The sequence below is a fragment of the uncultured Chitinophaga sp. genome (genome assembly GCF_902168175.1).
GTDB lineage: Bacteria > Bacteroidota > Bacteroidia > Chitinophagales > Chitinophagaceae > Chitinophaga.
The window spans coordinates 73,665-90,811 of sequence record NZ_CABHOU010000046.1; the positions used below are offsets into that span (position 1 = coordinate 73,665).

Annotated in this window: 14 protein-coding genes; 8 read left to right on the plus strand and 6 right to left on the minus strand. The window is 48.5% G+C overall.

The window, feature by feature from the left end:
- Nucleotides 1-26: 26 nt before the first annotated feature.
- Both QZT80_RS09760 and QZT80_RS09765 read right to left on the minus strand, forming a co-directional pair.
- Nucleotides 27-1,253, minus strand: a complete 1,227-nt coding sequence (locus QZT80_RS09760; RefSeq protein ID WP_295121181.1) for an exo-alpha-sialidase — start codon at nt 1,251-1,253, stop codon at nt 27-29.
- Between the two features lie 254 nt (nt 1,254-1,507).
- The gene (locus QZT80_RS09765) at nt 1,508-2,197 is read right to left on the minus strand and encodes a GntR family transcriptional regulator (RefSeq protein ID WP_295121182.1); all 690 of its coding nucleotides are present in this window, start codon (nt 2,195-2,197) and stop codon (nt 1,508-1,510) included.
- Between the two features lie 158 nt (nt 2,198-2,355).
- On the opposite strand from QZT80_RS09765, the gene QZT80_RS09770 reads away from it, so the two are divergent.
- Nucleotides 2,356-2,583, plus strand: a complete 228-nt coding sequence (locus QZT80_RS09770; RefSeq protein ID WP_295121184.1) for a DUF2892 domain-containing protein — start codon at nt 2,356-2,358, stop codon at nt 2,581-2,583.
- Here QZT80_RS09770 and QZT80_RS09775 read toward each other — a convergent pair whose 3' ends face one another.
- Nucleotides 2,584-3,021 carry a lipocalin family protein gene (locus QZT80_RS09775; protein WP_295121186.1) on the minus strand — a complete coding sequence of 146 codons (438 nt, stop codon included), beginning with the start codon at nt 3,019-3,021 and terminating at the stop codon, nt 2,584-2,586.
- 243 nt (nt 3,022-3,264) lie between these two features.
- On the opposite strand from QZT80_RS09775, the gene QZT80_RS09780 reads away from it, so the two are divergent.
- Nucleotides 3,265-4,350: an SGNH/GDSL hydrolase family protein gene (locus QZT80_RS09780; RefSeq protein WP_295121187.1), complete on the plus strand. Its 1,086-nt coding sequence runs from the start codon at nt 3,265-3,267 to the stop codon at nt 4,348-4,350.
- Here QZT80_RS09780 and QZT80_RS09785 read toward each other — a convergent pair.
- Nucleotides 4,347-5,093, minus strand: a complete 747-nt coding sequence (locus QZT80_RS09785) for a hypothetical protein (protein ID WP_295121190.1) — start codon at nt 5,091-5,093, stop codon at nt 4,347-4,349. The two genes, QZT80_RS09780 and QZT80_RS09785, sit on opposite strands and share 4 nt — an antisense overlap.
- Before the next feature lie 477 nt (nt 5,094-5,570).
- On the opposite strand from QZT80_RS09785, the gene QZT80_RS09790 reads away from it, so the two are divergent.
- From QZT80_RS09790 to QZT80_RS09810, 5 genes are all read left to right on the plus strand, one after another.
- Nucleotides 5,571-5,912 carry a hypothetical protein gene (locus QZT80_RS09790; RefSeq protein ID WP_295121192.1) on the plus strand — a complete coding sequence of 114 codons (342 nt, stop codon included), beginning with the start codon at nt 5,571-5,573 and terminating at the stop codon, nt 5,910-5,912.
- A 148-nt stretch (nt 5,913-6,060) separates the two neighbouring features.
- Complete coding sequence (locus QZT80_RS09795; protein ID WP_295121195.1) at nt 6,061-8,202, plus strand: TonB-dependent receptor; 2,142 nt, start codon at nt 6,061-6,063, stop codon at nt 8,200-8,202.
- A 3-nt stretch (nt 8,203-8,205) separates the two neighbouring features.
- Complete coding sequence (locus tag QZT80_RS09800; RefSeq protein WP_295121196.1) at nt 8,206-8,601, plus strand: DUF4625 domain-containing protein; 396 nt, start codon at nt 8,206-8,208, stop codon at nt 8,599-8,601.
- A gap of 11 nt (nt 8,602-8,612) precedes the next feature.
- Nucleotides 8,613-9,080, plus strand: coding sequence for a DUF4625 domain-containing protein (locus QZT80_RS09805; RefSeq protein ID WP_295121199.1), 468 nt, complete (start codon nt 8,613-8,615; stop codon nt 9,078-9,080).
- Between the two features lie 39 nt (nt 9,081-9,119).
- Nucleotides 9,120-10,340, plus strand: a complete 1,221-nt coding sequence (locus tag QZT80_RS09810; protein ID WP_295121201.1) for a hypothetical protein — start codon at nt 9,120-9,122, stop codon at nt 10,338-10,340.
- Between the two features lie 454 nt (nt 10,341-10,794).
- Here the strand turns inward: QZT80_RS09810 and QZT80_RS09815 are convergent, their stop codons facing one another.
- Nucleotides 10,795-13,107, minus strand: coding sequence for a T9SS type A sorting domain-containing protein (locus QZT80_RS09815; protein ID WP_295121203.1), 2,313 nt, complete (start codon nt 13,105-13,107; stop codon nt 10,795-10,797).
- A gap of 562 nt (nt 13,108-13,669) precedes the next feature.
- Between QZT80_RS09815 and QZT80_RS09820 the strand changes: the two genes are divergently transcribed.
- Nucleotides 13,670-16,282, plus strand: coding sequence for a c-type cytochrome (locus tag QZT80_RS09820; protein WP_295121205.1), 2,613 nt, complete (start codon nt 13,670-13,672; stop codon nt 16,280-16,282).
- Nucleotides 16,283-16,331: 49 nt separating this feature from the next.
- Here QZT80_RS09820 and QZT80_RS09825 read toward each other — a convergent pair whose 3' ends face one another.
- Nucleotides 16,332-17,135, minus strand: coding sequence for a DUF3667 domain-containing protein (locus QZT80_RS09825; protein ID WP_295121207.1), 804 nt, complete (start codon nt 17,133-17,135; stop codon nt 16,332-16,334).
- Nucleotides 17,136-17,147 lie beyond the last annotated feature (12 nt).

Consider the following 17,147-nt stretch of genomic DNA (forward strand, 5'->3'; position numbering starts at 1 on the left):
TTTAAAAATCAGTTGTCTGCATTACGTTAAGGTTCTGTGCTGCCATTGAGCATCCATGGCAGGTTGAACTTATGGAATTCAATAGATCTGTGGCTGGTTTCATTATTGCCCGTGTCTTCATTCACCTCTATTAAAGCGCCTACATGATAATCGGCGGTTTTGATCATACTGGTATAACCGCCCTTACCCTGACTCTGCGCTTCTGCTTCCGTAAGCCAGTCGTAAATACGGCGGCTCACTGGCCAGGTTTGCCCGTCATCATAACTGATGCGCACACGCATTTTACCACGCGTAGTGGTACTGGCAGAATTTAGAAATACGATGCGATGCGGATTATCTGTATTGTAACGGAGAATGGAAGCTTCACACTTCGGATCAAGCAGCGTTTCATCAGAACTGAAAGCCGGGAAGCCGCCTTCGATGGTACCTACAGACACGCGCCTTCTCTTCGACAGCTCCCACTGGCTGCTTACCGCCCGGTCGTTGCGCATCAGCCGGCCGTCCATCAATTCTACGACCGTTCCTTCGTCGGAACCTGTGGCCGATAAGGCAAACGTCCAGGTGCTGCCATGATTATCGCTGTAGATATTACGTCCCTTAGCCGGAATAATAAGCCGGCCGGGATGATTTACACTGGTAACGATACCAATGCCCGGCCCTACCGCATCCCAGGTATAACCCGGAGGCAGCAGCCCCGTTGTTCTATCCAAAGGGGTCGACCAGGTAACACCATGATCATCACTGTAGCTGGAAAACACTTTCCTTTTACCCCAGGCATTTACCTGGCTGATGGCGGTATACGTACCATCGTGCCAGTTCATGAACACCCATATACGGCCGTTTGTACCCTGCGAAGGATCGTACACCGAAGTGGGATTACCCCAGGTATCGTCGCCGGAAGCGGCTATCTCGCCCATGGCCGACCAGGTTGCACCATTGTCGGATGAGCGTTTATACACTACATTAATATCACCCCAGTCGGAGTTATTCCAGCGGCGGCATTCGCAAATAGCGATGAGCGTACCGTTTTTAGTTTTTACGATAGATGGAATGCGGAAGGAGTGCTGGCCGCTGGTATTGCCGCCATCAAAAACTTTAACGTAACTGTGCGATTGTGCTGCGGCCGTGGCTGCAGCTATTTCTGTGCCTGGAATAATCTGCTCTGCGGCGGTAGTCTTTTTGCAGTTGGTAAAAAGAAACATAGCGGCGGCAAGAAGGGTATAGTTCCCTAACAGTGGAATGGTGGAATTCATAACGTGATGTATTTAGTAGTTATGTTCTACATAATAAATGTAGACATGTTTTCCAGAATACAAAAATTTTTACCGTTATTTTTTTAGGATGATGCGCATCCATGAATAGGACACATCAATTAAAAGATAATACTGTTAAGGATTACAGGCTATTTTAATTTTGTGTGAACACAATGATAAGTGTATACTTCACCCTATAAGAAAAGGGGCGGTACAATGAACTTGTACCGCCCCTTTCCCGTGAAAAAATCAATCTATCCTCTCTTTTTCGGAGGATTAAGACGATCGAAATGAGGTTGCAGATGTGACAACATGCCTTCTTTAAAATCTTTCGGGGTGCCTTTGCGAAGTAGCTTTACTAATCCCTGGTGCGTTACTTTTCCAGCTATATATTTTTTGTTCTCCAGTTTTACTACATAACCAAACACCGGCAGCAGCAGCGTTTGAAAGCGTTTGAGCGTTTCGTTGCCCGTCATTTCATACAGCTTACCGTGGAAAGCTATTTCTGTATTAATGCGGAAGTTGCTGCCTTTTACTTCGCGGGCGGCTATTTCTTCCAGTTCATCCAGGTCTTCGGGTGTTTTACGGATATATAAGAGATCGGCAATACCCATTTCCAGTACCAGCCGTAGCTCAAACAGGTCCTGCAAAGTCGACTCGTCCATTATTTCGGGGGCCAGTACTTTTTCAAGTGTGCCTACGATATCGGGGTTGGAGATCACCATGCCGGTTTTCTTCTTTGTTTCTATGATACCCAACATTTTAAAACGGCTGAGGGCCTCGCGTACTACGTTGCGGCTAACACCCAGGGAAGCAGCGAGTTCCAGTTCTGTAGGCAGCGCATCGCCGGGTTTAAAAGATTCTCTCGTAAAATATTCTCTAAGGTGTTGCTCCACCTGTTCGGCCATGGATTTGGATGAAATGGGTTTGATGCTGTTGACCATCTGATTTTTGGTTTTGTGCTACAAATGGACAAATATAGTTATTCTCTGTATATCAAACACAAGATTTGCCGGAACCCACAATCAGTTTTCCGACTGATGGCCATCATTCCCTGCAGGGGTTCCCTATCCTATCTTCACATTACTAAACTACCGGGAATATGAATAACAACCTCAGCAAAACAGACCGCACCATACGCATTATACTGGCCATGGCCGCCGGCTTCTTCCTGCTCAATCATCCCGTATTCCGCCTTACCGATATCCTGTTACTAATAGCCGCTCCCGTGTTGTTTCAAACAGGATTAAAAGGCCTCTGCCCTATTTATGATATGACGGGTATTAAGTCGCTGCAGTCAGATCACCAACATGCAGTGTCCGGGAAATAACTATTTACGTTTCATGGTTACCGTTACCGTCACCGTATTTTTACGGCCAGCCTCCACGGTTTGCGCTACTTTCATTTCGGTATCGGTGATGGCTACCACCTGGTATTGCTTACCATCGATCATCATATCACTCCCCTCCAGCGACCAGGTGCTGGTATAAACAGGCGAGTCACTATCATCGCAGCGCGTTTCTCCTTCATTTTCTTCGTAAACGCCACCTGGCTTAAATTGTACAAAGTCATCCTTTTCGCATTCCTGCATTAAGGCCGTTCCATCTTTGGAAGGCGCCGTTCCAGGTGTCCATACCATGGGTTTACTCGACGTAATAGATACAAAAGCCCAACGGCCAATGATCCGCTGTTCAACGGTTTCCGCGTTTTTACCTGCAAACAGGGCTGCCAAAAGCACGAAGCCCTTTGCATAAAGCAACTGGTACATGTTCAGTATTATTTTAGTCTCAACAAGGAAACACTAAGAGTGGGACAGTTAAAGGGAAAAGTACTTGGGGTACATATCAACGATGCAAACTTAGTACAAAGTCGTGGTACCGCCAAGGAAAAAAGGTATGAACTGTACTATAACGGAGCTGGGCTGTCGATATTGTGTCATTTCTGTTAACTAAATGAGGGGCATTGCAGGAGCGGAATTTTTCGATTAGGTTTGAGCTACAATCATAAAACAATGTTATCCAGACTCCTTCTTTGCACCACGTTATTAATCAGTTCTGCTACCGGCTTCGCGCAAAAGCAACCTTCATTTGAATATACGGATGCACAAAAACTTACACTGATCGGTAAAGCCTTTACTTCTACCCCGGCTGTTTATCACCGGGTAGATACTTTACTTTATGCGGATATACCGCCTGCCGTTAAAAAACTGCTCACGCATTCATCCGGCCTGGCCATTAGTTTTAGCACTAACAGTACTGCTATTTCGGCAAAGTGGTGCACTAAAAAGAGCCCGCACTATAATAATATGACAGCCATCGCTTACGAAGGCCTCGATATCTACATCAAACGCGGCAACCAATGGGTATTTGCCGGCGTTGGTCGCCCCGAAGCCGATACCTGCACCGAGTTTACCCTCGTCAATAATATGGACAGCAGCGTCAAAGAATGCCTGGTGTACCTGCCTGTCTACGACGAAACAAAGGAATTGTCCATCGGTGTGCGTAAAGGCGCCAGTTTGCAGGCGAGGCCTAATCCTTTTAAGAAGAACATCCTGATATACGGTTCCAGCATTGTACACGGAGCCTCTGCCAGCAGGCCCGGTATGGCTTATCCCGCCATGCTTTGCCGGCAAACAGGCTACAACTTCATCAATTTCGGTGTGAGCGGCAATGCAAAAATGGAGCGTTCTGTGGCCGATATGATCGCCCCCCTGCCCATGGATGCCTTTATCCTGGACTGCGTGCCTAACTGTACGCCGGAGCAGGTAACAGAGCGTACTGCTTATCTTGTAAAGGCCATCAGGGCTAAACACCCCGGCAAACCAATTATTGCGGTCCAGAGCATCGTCCGCGAGAACAGCAACTTCGACCTCGACATTGCCGAAAAGATCAGGCAACAGAACGGCAACTTCCTAAAAGAGATCAGTGCCCTCCAAAAAACAGATAAAGACCTGTACATGATTACCGCCGATGGCCTGCTGGGCAGCGATCATGAGGGCACTACAGATGGCACCCACCCCAACGACCTGGGTTTCGACAGGATGGTGCAGAAGATTAAACCGGCAGTATTGAAAATATTTAAGAAGTACGGCCTCTAGAGCCTGATGGAGTGCTGTTTGATCCAGATTTCAGAGAACATGTTACCGCAGTCCTGGATGTATTTCAGGTAGTCGTACTCGCTCTCAAAACTTAATAACAGATCGTAGCTGGGCCGGAAACGTACCATAAAGGTATCGAGCGCAGGGGATTGCAAACCGGTGATTTTCTCAACCAAAGCCCTGTTAAAGCGATATCCCACGTACCGGTCCTGCTCCTCCCGTTCCAGGAACCGCCGGAACGCTTCCATCCGTTTCATCTTGCGGATGCTGAAAAGCAGCCCGAGATCAACGCCCACTCCATTGGGGCCACTGGCGCTGGACAGGAACTGCGGGGAATAATCGAATATTTTACGGTATTCATTGCGGAAATTAGCGGAATCTTCTTTGTAACCCGTCCGTTTACTAACGATGTCTACCTGTGGCAAGGTCTTAACATCTACGTGCAGGCTCATATCAAAATTGCGGTTCCGGGGCAGCTCTTTCACGGCAAATTTAACCGTAGCCTTGCCCTGGTAAGAAAAGCTGATCGAGTCGCCTAGTCCCACCTTGATCACATAGTGCCCATTAGAGTCGGTGGCAGCGCCGGCACCAGAGGTGCTGATCACGCTCACCCCTTCCATCCCGAAGCGCTGGCTGCGGTCGTAAACAGTGCCCTGTACCCTAAGCTGCGCCACGGCAGCCTGGCCCAGTGAAACCAGTAATATGCAGATAATCAACTTCTTTAACACCCGGAATTCGCTCATTTCAGCCCAATCTAATACAGGATAGAAACATAATCAAGAACAGCGATAATATTAACATTTTTTTCTGAATGAGGAAAGACTGCACATTTACCCCCTCAATCAATACATCATTCTTCCAACTGTTAATTTAACATTAGTCCCCGATCACTTTACCCTGAGTATACACCAAATACTGTGCAAATGCTTTACAAGTGTTTTACTACTGCGTTGTTCATGCTTCGCTTTTCTAATGTTTTCCTAATGCTATTCTAATATTATTCTAATGTTTTCCTAATCTGACTCTAATTTGAGCTCATGTTAAAGCCGTGTTGAAAGCGTGCCGAATGCATGGTGAGTGGTACTTTATTGCATGATCTGTTCAGTGATCATTGCTTCCGGGTGAGGTCCGGGATAGAAACGTCCTCTTCCAGAATATTTCACCGCTGCGTAAAATTTCCCTTTTAAGTTTAAGATAAATAATGCAACTTTGCTTCAATTATGAAAAGAGCGGAAACTATACATACCATATTCAGGCGCGCAGGCTCTCTGCTGCTGCTGGTATTGTTGTTTTCCGGCACCGTTATCCAGGCCAGCCACTTTCATCACCAGGTTGATGTTACAGAACAGTGTCCCGGTGATGATGTGATGAATAATGTAGATGATTGCTTCGTTTGCGATCATTATACACAACAGGCAGGTAAAGAACTTTTTTACGCCCATCCTCCGGTACTCGACGTTCCCTTACCCGAACCCGTGCAGCAGAACGGCAGAACGTACGCGAGGATTTACAAATTCACCTTACAGGGCTTTAGTAATAAAGGTCCGCCCGCCCTCTCCTAAGCGGATGATATGGCCATTGGCCACCAGGCTGCATGCCCATGCAGTACCGCGTCCATCTTTTTAGTTTCCATTTATTTAAACACAGGACGATGGGGTAACCATGCCCTGATCGTCGCTACAGGCGCCTTGAAGCGCCATTGAACTGGTAATGACCAAACGTTTCGTTTTATGCCTCAGCGTAATGCTGTGGGGTACTGTTGCTGCGCAGCAGAAGGATACGCTGCACCTCGGAGGGGTAACAATTAAAGATAACCGGGCACAGATAGAAAAGCAGGAAGCCATACTGCAGGTGCAAACCGTGAACAGTCAGTTTATCAGGCGCCACCTGGGCGGTAGTTTAATGAAAACACTGGAACGGGTGCCAGGCATCAAAACCATTGGTATTGGCTCTGGCCAGTCGAAACCGTTGGTGCGCGGACTCGGTTTCAATCGCGTGGTAGTACTGGATAAAGGTATTAAACACGAAGGCCAGCAATGGGGTGCAGACCATGGTCTGGAGCTGGACCAGTTTGCAGCGGGGGAGGTCGAGCTACTAAAAGGCGCAGCCTCCTTTGCTTACGGGTCCGACGCCATTGCCGGGGCTATTAACGTTAAGCCAGTGCCTCCACCAGCACCACATAGCTTTGGCGGCGCGGTTGATATTACGGGAAAGACGAACAACATGCTGTACGGTGGTTCGCTTAACCTTTATGGTCGCGGGGAACATTGGTGGGCGGATGGGCGCATCACCTACCAGGATTACGCGGACTATAAAGTACCTGCCGATACCGTGTTCGTTTATGATTATGCGGCAGGCTTACATAAACAGCAGCTTCGCAATACCGCAGGCAACGAAACATCGCTTCATTTCAATACAGGATACATTGGCGATAAATTCCGTTCCACTTTTCACATCAGTAATGTGTACAGCAAAAGCGGCTTCTTCGCCAATGCACACGGCCTTGAACCCAGGAAGGTAGACGCCGCCATGCACGACGCCTCGCGCCGCGACATACTGCTACCGTACCAGGAAGTAAATCACTTTAAGGTAATAAACCGCAGCAGCTACCAGTTACAACAGCATCAACTTGAAATGGAACTCGGGTACCAATATAATCACCGGCAGGAATATAGTCAGTACGTACCGCACGGTTACATGCCTGCATTATATCCCGATACAATGAACATCGATCCTTCGCTGGAGCGGGCGTTCGATAAACAGGTGTATTCATTTAACCTGCGCGACAACATCACCATTGGCCAACATACACTGATGGCAGGCGTTAGCGGGGAAAGGCAGGAGAATAAGATAGGCGGATGGGGCTTTTTGGTGCCGGCGTTTGTGCAACATAATGCAGGGGCCTTTGTGTACGATAAGTTCAGGCTGAACAGTAAAGTGATCCTTCATGGGGCCATCAGGTATGATTATGGGGAGATGCAGATGCAGCAGTACACAGACTGGTTTTATTCCAACGATGAAAAACTGGTAAGGGCAGATAAGATGCGGCGCAGTTTCAACAGCGTTGTATGGTCGGCCGGGGTGAACTACAACCTGGAGCGACTTTCGTTGAAAGGCAATGTGGGCAAGAGCTTCAGGATGCCGATTGCGAAGGAGCTGGCTGCCAACGGGGTGAACTATCATTACTTCAGTTACGAGCGGGGCAATGCATCGCTATCACCGGAAGAGTCGTACCAGGTGGACGCCAGCGTGGGTTGGGAAGATGAGAATTGGAGCATTACATTTACGCCGTTTTATAATTACTTTCCGAATTACATCTATTTAAATCCCACCTCCGTACATGACTACTATTATGGGGCGGGCAACCAGGTATTTGAGTATGAACAAAGTCGTGTGGTGCGTTATGGTACGGAGTTACAAATGAAATACAACATACTTCCATCACTCAGCACCGAAGTGTTGGGCGAATACCTTTATTCACAACAGGTATCCGGCGACAAAGAAGGTTACACACTCCCGTTCTCCCCGCCCCCTTCGGTGCTTATCAACTTATCTTATTCACCAGCTGCTTTGCCACAAAGCTATATATCGCTGGACTACCGCATCACGGCTGCGCAAAACCGCATTGTACCACCGGAAAAGAAAACGCCCGGGTACAGACTTTTACACCTGCAGGCAGGCACACCCATCAACATAAGAAAACAACCGCTGGTATTAAGTTTACAGGTGCAGAATGTTTTAAACACACGTTACATGGAGCATACCAGTTTCTATCGCCTGTTAGAGCTGCCCGAGGCAGGCCGCAACATTGTACTCTCCGTTAAAATTCCATTCTCAAATCAACAACGCTAACATATGAAAAGACTAATCGCCATTGTACTAAGCGCCGCTATCTGGGTGGGCTGTAAAAAGGAAGATACCACGCCGGCTAAACCCACTGCAGCCAATATCGAGATCGGGACAGCTAACGAGAAGAAAGGTTACGTTGGAAAAGACTTTCATTTTAACGCCGATGTAAAGGCCGCAGACAAGATAGACAGTGTATGGATACAGATCGTGCAACACAGTGGCAACTGGCAACTGGTGCAGGGATGGGCCGAATACAAAGGACTGAGGAATACCAACGTACACAAACACTTTTACATACCGACTGATGCGCCCACCGGCAGCTTCGACTTTTACTTCCGTGTGAAAGATCAGAATGGCAGTTTACTTGAAATAAAAGAACCCTTTACGATACTGGAAAAATAACAAAGCAACATATGAAACGAACCTTACCGGCACTGCTTTTCGCAGTTGTCCTGCTCAACGCATGCTCAAAAAGTGACAAAGATGCCGATACCACCTACCCGGAAATCGACATCACGGCTGCCGATGCCTTCCCGAAACAATGCAGCGTGGTCAAACGCGGCGAAACATTCGTGTACCGCGCACAACTGCGCGACAACGTGCAACTGGGCTCGCTAAGCATCGACATCCACCACAACTTTGACCACCACACACATAGCACAGAAGTAAACAGTTGCGAAGAAGCACCGGTAAAAACGCCCGTAACGCCCTTCGTATTCATTCGCAACTACCCTGTTCCCGACGGACAAAAAGCCTATTCGCCGGAAATAGAAATAACCGTACCTGCCGACATTGACCCGGGCGACTACCACTTCCTGGTAAGGCTAACCGATAAAGCCGGCTGGCAAACCATTAAAGGACTTAGCATAAAAATCATCTGATCATAAAACCCAATTAAAACTATGTTTAACAAAAGCAACATGAAACAATTCGGCGCCATACTGCTGGCTGCCGCCACCTTCTCCGCCTGTAAAAAAGACGACCATGATCACGATCATCATGAAGATGATGGAAAAGAATACAAATTCGTAAGGGTGCTGGTAAGCGACGAAACAAGCGCCAAACTTACGCAGTTAGAGCCTAACAGCGGCACCATTACTTCGTTCGACGCGAAGTTCCCGCTGGCTAACCTGTACGCTACCGCTTCCGGCCGTTATGCCGCTGTATTGTACGGCAGCAATAACCTCGCAGAAGTTTTCGATGCCGGCCTAACCTCGCACGACGACCACGTAGATGTAGTGCATGCGCCTAAATGGGCCGCGATTACTGCAGCAGGATTAAAGCCAACACACTTCAAAAGCAAAGGCACGGAGTCTTTGATATTTAATGATGGCGATGGCACTTTAAGTGTAGGCGAAGAGGCCGACTTTAACACTGCCGGCGCTAAATTCAAGACAGTTAATGCAGGGCTATTGCCACACCACGGTGCAATGGCGCAGTTCGCGAATGGCACTTACGCCATCACCTCTACAGCCGTTAGCGGCGCATCGCCAACCCGTGTGCTGGTAATTAAAAAAGATGGCGCCACCGCTTTCGCATCAACGCTTGAAACAGGTAACATCCACGGTAACGCGAGCGACGGACAGAACGCGGTATTTGGTGCATTCAAAGATGCTACAGGTGCCAGCGGTGGCGCACTCGTAGTAACACAATCTGGCGAGCAGCGCTTCATTCCTAACCCCGATGGTTTTGGCGCAGCACGTTTGGGTAGTATTTATTATGCAAGCGCAGCGAATAAATTCATCGGTTATTCTGCCGCCAAAGGTGCTTATCTCATTAACCTGACCACCAACACTATCACCCCCATTTACACCGGTGCCGATGCGTTCCAGTGTAAGGTTGACTATGCAGGTAAAAACCTGTTGTTACTTAGCCTCGATGGCAAACTGCGCATCTATAACCTGGCCACCGGTGCTTTGGTGAAAGAAGGTGCAGCTATTGCAGCCGTAGCAACTGCCGACACTTACAAACCTGTGCTGGAAGCCACTGCAAGATATGCTTACATTGCTATCCCTGCTACCGGCGAGGTACACCAGGTGAACCTGGCTAACTTCTCCGACGTTACCAAACACAAAGTATCTGCAAGGCCGGTAAGGCTGGCGCTACTGGGTTTTGAAAGCAGCGAAGGACATAACGACTAAACGTAAAAAGCCACCTGTTACCGGGTGGCTTTTTTTATTCCGAAAATGATTTGTCTTTTTAAAGAAGCCAGGGCCCTGAAGAGAGCCTTGGGTTATCAACCAAATTCTAAAATAAAAATCTTTCATCTCATCAACACTTTACAACTGTTACTTTACAGCCGCAATCCAAAAGGCGTATACTTTAACTGGAACCGAAGGAACTACCTTCGTTTGGAAATCCTTCCGACCCGGCACGAAGCATTGTGCCTTCGTTTCATGAAAGGTAGTGATCGCAGGGAAGGACAGCATGCTTTTATCCATCTGTAAAACTACATGGTACAGGGTTATATTTCTTTCACATATTTACCCGATCATGTGCATAAATTAGCATTTCGAAAATAAGTGTTAACATGACAGGTTTATACATAATTAAGGGGATTGCCTTCTGTACGGCAATCCCCTTATTGTTAAAATCCTACTGAACAACCAGTTTTTGTGTCTGGTCGGTTCTCGAATTTCTGATCTTGATAAGATACAGTCCTTTATTAAAATATTTAGGATCGATCACATAGTTGGTGCCCGTAGCTTTGGTTTCGAACACCTTGGCGCCGCCCAGTGTAAATACGCTGATGCTGGTCGCTTCCTTCGATTCATTAATGAACTCCAGTGTTACCTTGTTATGTTGTGCCACAGGGTTAGGGTACACCAGGAATTTGTTAGGGTTGATGATCTCATTCACCTCGGCTACCTTACGGGTAGTGTGGTAGTCGTGCTGGCAATATTCAGCCCAGTTAACACCCACTGATGCGGTGTTTTCAGGTGCAGATGCTGTACGGGCAGCCAGGGTGGCAGAGTTGTACCATTTGGTATTTACGCTGGCCGCACTGGTAGCGCCTGTAACAAGCTGCAGGCGGTAATCGAATTTAGCCTTACGGGTAGCTTCGCCATTGTAGATATAATCTGTATTGGTGATAACTGCTATTACCACACCGTTAGCCGGAGCAGCGGTGAGGTTAAGCGTACAGTTACCTGAGCTTACAGGGGTGCTGTACACCGGAACACCAGTAGTAGTGCGGTATACCAGTTGACAGGTCATATTAGCACCAATTGGCTGGAAGTTTACGGTTACTACGCTACCGGTTACGTTCAGCGGGATCTGGTTGGAACCAGACCAGCCGGGTAAGGTAGTGGTATCAGGTGTAAGTGTGCCGTTGCTATTAGTTGTTTTAGCGTAAGGCGTAGCGATCCATGGAGCAGGGTTCATCCAGGAAGGCTGCCATTCTGCACCAATGGACTGGCCAAAGTGTGCGTCCAGTTGGGCGAGACAGGCGTTTTTCCAGGGGCCTACGTCTACCAGCGCCATTTTAGCCCGGTACTGGGTGATCATGCGGCGTGTTTGTGCAGCACCGATACCGGAAGCAACACCTTCCAGTACCCTGCCTGCAGCATTTCTCCATATCCATGGAATAGAACCATCGCCCAGGATGAGTGCCAGCACAGTTGGGAATGTACTGCTGTATTGGTGGCCGCCTAAGTAGGTACGCCAGGTACAGATCTGCTGACCACCAACAAACATATTTACGCCTTCGGCAGATGGGCCGCCGAAACTACCATCCTGCAACCAGCCGGTATAACACTCGATCGGCATAAATGGAGCGATAAGGTCTGTACCATTCAGGAAGCCCATGGAGCTGTAGTTGCCCGTTCTTCTGGCATCCGCTGTTTGCTGCAACCATACGTTACCCCCTTCGTGGAACCAGGCCGCCTGTTTAACACCGGGTAAGTCGGCCAGCACTGAGTGAATACCTTCGTGCGTCATAGCGCCCTGCTGTGCTACCTTATCGGAGAAAGTACAGGCAGGATCGAAGCTGTAAACTGGGTAATAAGAAGCCAGCACCATTGGCCAGTTTACGTTATTGTAGTAGATAGCGCTCTGCCATCCGCCCAGTGCGGTATTGGAAGCATTATCGGTACAAAGGCCTGAACCGTACAGGTATACGGCACTGCGGTAACCATTTTTCGCACGTAAATCCGGAGGCCAGCCCATAGTATCGCGGAAGTAGGCAAAGTCGGTGTTCAAACGCGCCAGCATAGGGGTGATGGCTGCTGTGGTTACCAGCGAGTTCTTGGTCGGACCCCAGCGGAACGTCCACCAGTTGGACGATTGCGTGCCTACTACCTGCGGACAGTCGTTCAGTACGTTCGTAGGAGTTGGCAGGCTTGGGAACTCCGTTTTAAAGTTGTAGCTGATGTTGGGCGAGTAGGCCGGCCAGGTGTAAGGTGCGCCATTACCACCCACTGCGGTACCGAATACACGCCATTCCAGCAAACCGGTGGACTGTGTAGTATTACGCATGGTTACACGCAGGCGGCTCATGTTGATGGACGCTACCGACAATGTATTAAATGCGTTTTTTACCAGCGGTACATTACCGATGTTTACCCAAGCCGAACCGTTCCAGTATTCGGCGTAGGCAGTGGTGGGCGTTAATACACCGCCTGCATCATCAAACCAATACACCTGCAAAGAGGTAACAGTATAGGTTTGCGCCCAATCGTACTGCACCCATTGCAGCGAGTTGGGATTGTTCCAGTTGCCGTAAGCGCCATGCGATTTGTCGTTGGAGTTAGCCGGGGCAAAGCCGTCGTTAAGGGCGGCAATTGTTTCCCATGCCGACACATAAGACGTTGATGACGTTGCCTGTGGCGCCACGTTTGTTTGCGCATCCGCACGGGAAGCACAAAAGGCTGTACATAACAAAAGGAGTAGAGTTTTAGCTCTGTTCATAACGATAAGTGTTTATAATGAAGAATCGAAAAGACAATAGCGTAGCTGCACGCTGCGGGCGCGAAGGTTTAATACAGCCATAAGGCTACAGCCGGCGCTTTCAGGCGTCGAAAAGTTTCACTTTTTTTCGTTGGAAGTCTTTCTTAGAAAATAACAAAACAGCACACCCGGGTCTCAAGTGCGAAAGACAACAATTTGGAAGAAATCGGAACAGAGCTTACAGTTTGCTCGACTAAATTTTCGATTTGGATAGTGGTTTAAAACGCGCTCACATAAACTAAGCCTTGCAAAATATTTGATGTTATGAAATTAACGGTAAGCATCAAATATCCATTCCTTTATCTTACCCCAATATAACAGGATATTCAACAGCGATAAAAGCGCAGCAGCCTCAAACAGTTATCATTTAAAGTCACTGCTTTACGCCTACGCGTACACGAGCAGGGGAACTCTCTCCTGCCGCTAATCAAAAAAATCTCCCGGCAGAAGCTGAACTTTTCTATCTTAAGCCGCTTTTTAATAACCACCTCTGTAAATCATATTAAACTAACATCGAATATTAATGACTAAATTATCGCTTGCCCTTCTTTATGCTGTTGCAGCAATTGTTGGGGTAAAATCATTTTTCGAGGATGCAAAGAACGCCGCCGCAAACCCGCCTGAACTAACCATCACCAGATTCTCCGGTCCGGATGTTACACCCAGCCCTGCCTGCCTTGCGGTAACGCCTAACGGTGAGGTGTTTGTAGGGGTCGACATGATCGGCTCCCTGGGGAAAGATCCGGGTAAAGGCCGGATACTGAAGCTGGTAGACAAGGATAACGACGGCAAAATGGACGAACATATCGAGTTCGCCATGGTGGATAATCCGCGCGGTATCATTGTACAGGGCACTAAAGTTTACGTTTTACACACCACCTTCTCTAAAGAAACAGGCAAAGCTACCGGTATGGCCCTGGTAGTTTTTGAAGATAAAGACGGCGACGGTAAAGCAGACGGCGAGCCAATGCCACTGGTAGAACACCTCAGCAACACTAAATACATCCAGGAACGCGGCACCGACCATGCCACTAACGGCATCAGGATGGGTATTGACGGCTGGATCTATATCGCAGTAGGCGACTTTGGTTTCCATGATGCTACCGACCGTTCGGGCAAAAAACTGACCATGCTGGGTGGCGGTATTGCCAGGGTACGCCCCGATGGTACCGAGTTTGAAGTGTTTACCCACGGCACCCGTAACGTTTACGACGTGGCCATTGACCCGTACATGAACATATTTACAAGGGAAAACACCAACGACGGCGGTGGCTGGAACGTAAGGTTCTCGCACCATATGCAGTCGGCCGAATACGGATACCCTGTACTGTTCCAGCACTTCACCGACGAAATTATGCCAGCGCTTGTTGACGTAGGCGGTGGCTCTGGAACAGGTGCGCTGTTTATGGCAGAACCTAACTGGCCTGAGAAGTACAATAACGTACCGATGATGGCCGACTGGGGTCGCAGCATGCTGTACATCCACCGGGTAACTACCGATGGTCCTACTTTCAAACAGAAAGAAGAAGAGTTCATCAACCTCCCGCAAATCACCGACCTGGATGTAGACGGATCTGGCAGATTGTTCCTTTCTGCATGGGATGGCGCAGGCTATTCGGGCAGTGCGAGCAAAGGTTATGTAATTCGTGCCGTGCCTAACGACTGGACTTACAAAGCCTTCCCGGATGTTACAAAAGCATCTGTTGAAGAATTGATAACGTTGCTTAAATCAGCCAGTGCCGTTGCTCGTTTAAGCGCTTCGCAGGAACTGATCGCCCGTAACGATAAACAAGGCATAGATGCCGCACTGAACCTCGCTTCCGACGCTACCCAGCCACTGTACGCCCGTATCGCAGGCATCTATACCTACGCACAGGCTGCAGGCGCCGATGGCATCGAAGCATTGACTGCCCTTACTAAAGACGAAAGCATCAGGGAATACGCATTACGTACACTGGCCGACCGTAAAGGTTTCGTCGCCAATGTTTCAACACAACCTTTCCTGGATGCGCTGAGAGATTCTTCTACCCGCGTTCGCGCTGCTGCTATTATCGGCTTAGGGCGTTTAGGCCGTGCAGAGGTGGCAGGAGAACTGTTGAAAATAAAAGTGCCTGCATCCTTTACCGCACCCGCTAAAGATGTTGAAGGCCCTCACGCCACGCCCAACTCCCCTATCGTACTGCCTCACCTTGCCGTTCAGGCACTGGTGAACCTGCACGCTACCGATTCGGCCGTAGCCGCCATCAACACACCTAATGGCACCCTCGCCCTCTGGGCGCTGCGTTACATGCACGATACAAAAGCAGTAAACGGCCTCATAGCCGCTTATCCGCTGGCTAAAACACTGAAGGTTAAAAACCAGATCAGCACTACACTGGCACGCCTTTATAAAAAAGAAGCAGCGTATGATGCCTCATGGTGGTGGGGTACAAGGCCCGACTCACACGGCCCTTACTACAAAGCCGTAACCTGGGAAGGCTCTGCCGCCATCGAGAAATTCCTGAAGAAGGAAGCACTCAAAGGTGGCCCTGCCCGCAAACAATACTACACCGACCTCGACGCCCGCCACCGCATGGACATTGCTGCTTTTGCGCCTGCAAAAGTGAAGGAGCCGGTTGCTAAAGCCGAACCTAAGGTGGACCTCGAAAAGATCAAGAATAAAAAAGGACAGGTAGGTAAATCATCTATCGAAGATGTATTGATCGCCGTTAACCAGATCAAAGGTGATCCTGCTAAAGGTAAACTGCTGTTCAGCGCGCAGGGTTGTATCGCCTGCCACAGCATCAACAAAGGAGAGAAAATGAAAGGTCCGTTTATGGGTCAGATAGGCTCTATCATGAACCGTGAACAGATCGCCGAATCGATCCTGAAACCTAATGCTTCGATTTCACAGGGCTTTTCGACCGTAACTGTTACGGCTAAAGGTAATAAGACTTACATGGGCTTTATTACGGAAGAAACAGCCGCTAAAGTGGTGATGAGAGATATTGGCGGTAATGTATACACCGTTAAAACCTCCGACATCCTGAGCCGTAAAGAAATGAAAACGTCGATGATGCCTGCCGGCCTGGCCAACTCGTTATCATACGAGGAACTGGCAGCGCTGGTAACTTATCTTGCTCAGCAGAAGAAATAAATTAGCTTTTTACAGAGAAGGGCTGCTTCGTAATCGGAGCAGCCTTTTTTTATACGAACAAGTGCTTCACCAGGAGGAACAATACAATCAGCAACCAGAAGGAAACAATGAACAGGAACTGAATACACGCGGTTTTGAGCACCGTTACGAGTATGCTGTTTTTAAAGAATTGCCGGTAAGCAACTATCATGTATACAAAAAAAGTCGCCTGAAACACATTGTTGTTCAGCCTGGCCGCGCCAAACAACAGGTAGGCCGGTATGAACAATAAAATCATCGACAGGTGTATCTGCCCTACGATCAACGCCTGCAACACGAGGTTCTCCGCAAAGTTATATCCCTTCTTTTTAAAGAACAACCACGACAAAAATGTCAGTATCGGCACGATCAGGATGATGCTGATCATTTTACCATGATGCACTACGATGTACATGCTCTCTTTCATGTACTGTGCATAGATTGGCGGCATTTTACCATAAGAAGTTCGCGAAGGTCCGGCGCTCATGGCTTCGAAATAACCGCTGTTAAGTGCTACCAGCGCAAATATAGCTGATATGATCACGAGGAAGCTGAGCGGATTGAAATACTTCTTCCGCTGCCCGGCAATATACTCTGCTGCCACCACGCCGGGTTTATACACCATTTCCTTCGCCAGGAACAGGATGCCCTTATCGGCATGGGTAAGTACATGAAAGAACTCGTGCAGCAGGTGTGGAAGTGTAATGCGATGAATATCGGCCTTTTGCCCGCATTGTTGACAAAACTTGCCATCGAGATTTGCGCCGCAGTTTTTACAAACTGTTGCATGGGAATGGGACGTTAGTACGTCGCCAGCGGTAGTTGGGGACTCCATAAAGGGTATTGC

Excerpts from the sequence above, each read along its gene's own strand:
- QZT80_RS09760 (WP_295121181.1), bottom strand. The coding sequence starts at position 1,253 with ATGAATTCCACCATTCCACTGTTAGGGAACTATACCCTTCTTGCCGCC.
- QZT80_RS09765 (WP_295121182.1), bottom strand. The coding sequence starts at position 2,197 with ATGGTCAACAGCATCAAACCCATTTCATCCAAATCCATGGCCGAACAG.
- QZT80_RS09770 (WP_295121184.1), top strand. The coding sequence starts at position 2,356 with ATGAATAACAACCTCAGCAAAACAGACCGCACCATACGCATTATACTG.
- QZT80_RS09775 (WP_295121186.1), bottom strand. The coding sequence starts at position 3,021 with ATGTACCAGTTGCTTTATGCAAAGGGCTTCGTGCTTTTGGCAGCCCTG.
- QZT80_RS09780 (WP_295121187.1), top strand. The coding sequence starts at position 3,265 with ATGTTATCCAGACTCCTTCTTTGCACCACGTTATTAATCAGTTCTGCT.
- QZT80_RS09785 (WP_295121190.1), bottom strand. The coding sequence starts at position 5,093 with ATGAGCGAATTCCGGGTGTTAAAGAAGTTGATTATCTGCATATTACTG.
- QZT80_RS09790 (WP_295121192.1), top strand. The coding sequence starts at position 5,571 with ATGAAAAGAGCGGAAACTATACATACCATATTCAGGCGCGCAGGCTCT.
- QZT80_RS09795 (WP_295121195.1), top strand. The coding sequence starts at position 6,061 with ATGACCAAACGTTTCGTTTTATGCCTCAGCGTAATGCTGTGGGGTACT.
- QZT80_RS09800 (WP_295121196.1), top strand. The coding sequence starts at position 8,206 with ATGAAAAGACTAATCGCCATTGTACTAAGCGCCGCTATCTGGGTGGGC.
- QZT80_RS09805 (WP_295121199.1), top strand. The coding sequence starts at position 8,613 with ATGAAACGAACCTTACCGGCACTGCTTTTCGCAGTTGTCCTGCTCAAC.
- QZT80_RS09810 (WP_295121201.1), top strand. The coding sequence starts at position 9,120 with ATGAAACAATTCGGCGCCATACTGCTGGCTGCCGCCACCTTCTCCGCC.
- QZT80_RS09815 (WP_295121203.1), bottom strand. The coding sequence starts at position 13,107 with ATGAACAGAGCTAAAACTCTACTCCTTTTGTTATGTACAGCCTTTTGT.
- QZT80_RS09820 (WP_295121205.1), top strand. The coding sequence starts at position 13,670 with ATGACTAAATTATCGCTTGCCCTTCTTTATGCTGTTGCAGCAATTGTT.
- QZT80_RS09825 (WP_295121207.1), bottom strand. The coding sequence starts at position 17,135 with ATGGAGTCCCCAACTACCGCTGGCGACGTACTAACGTCCCATTCCCAT.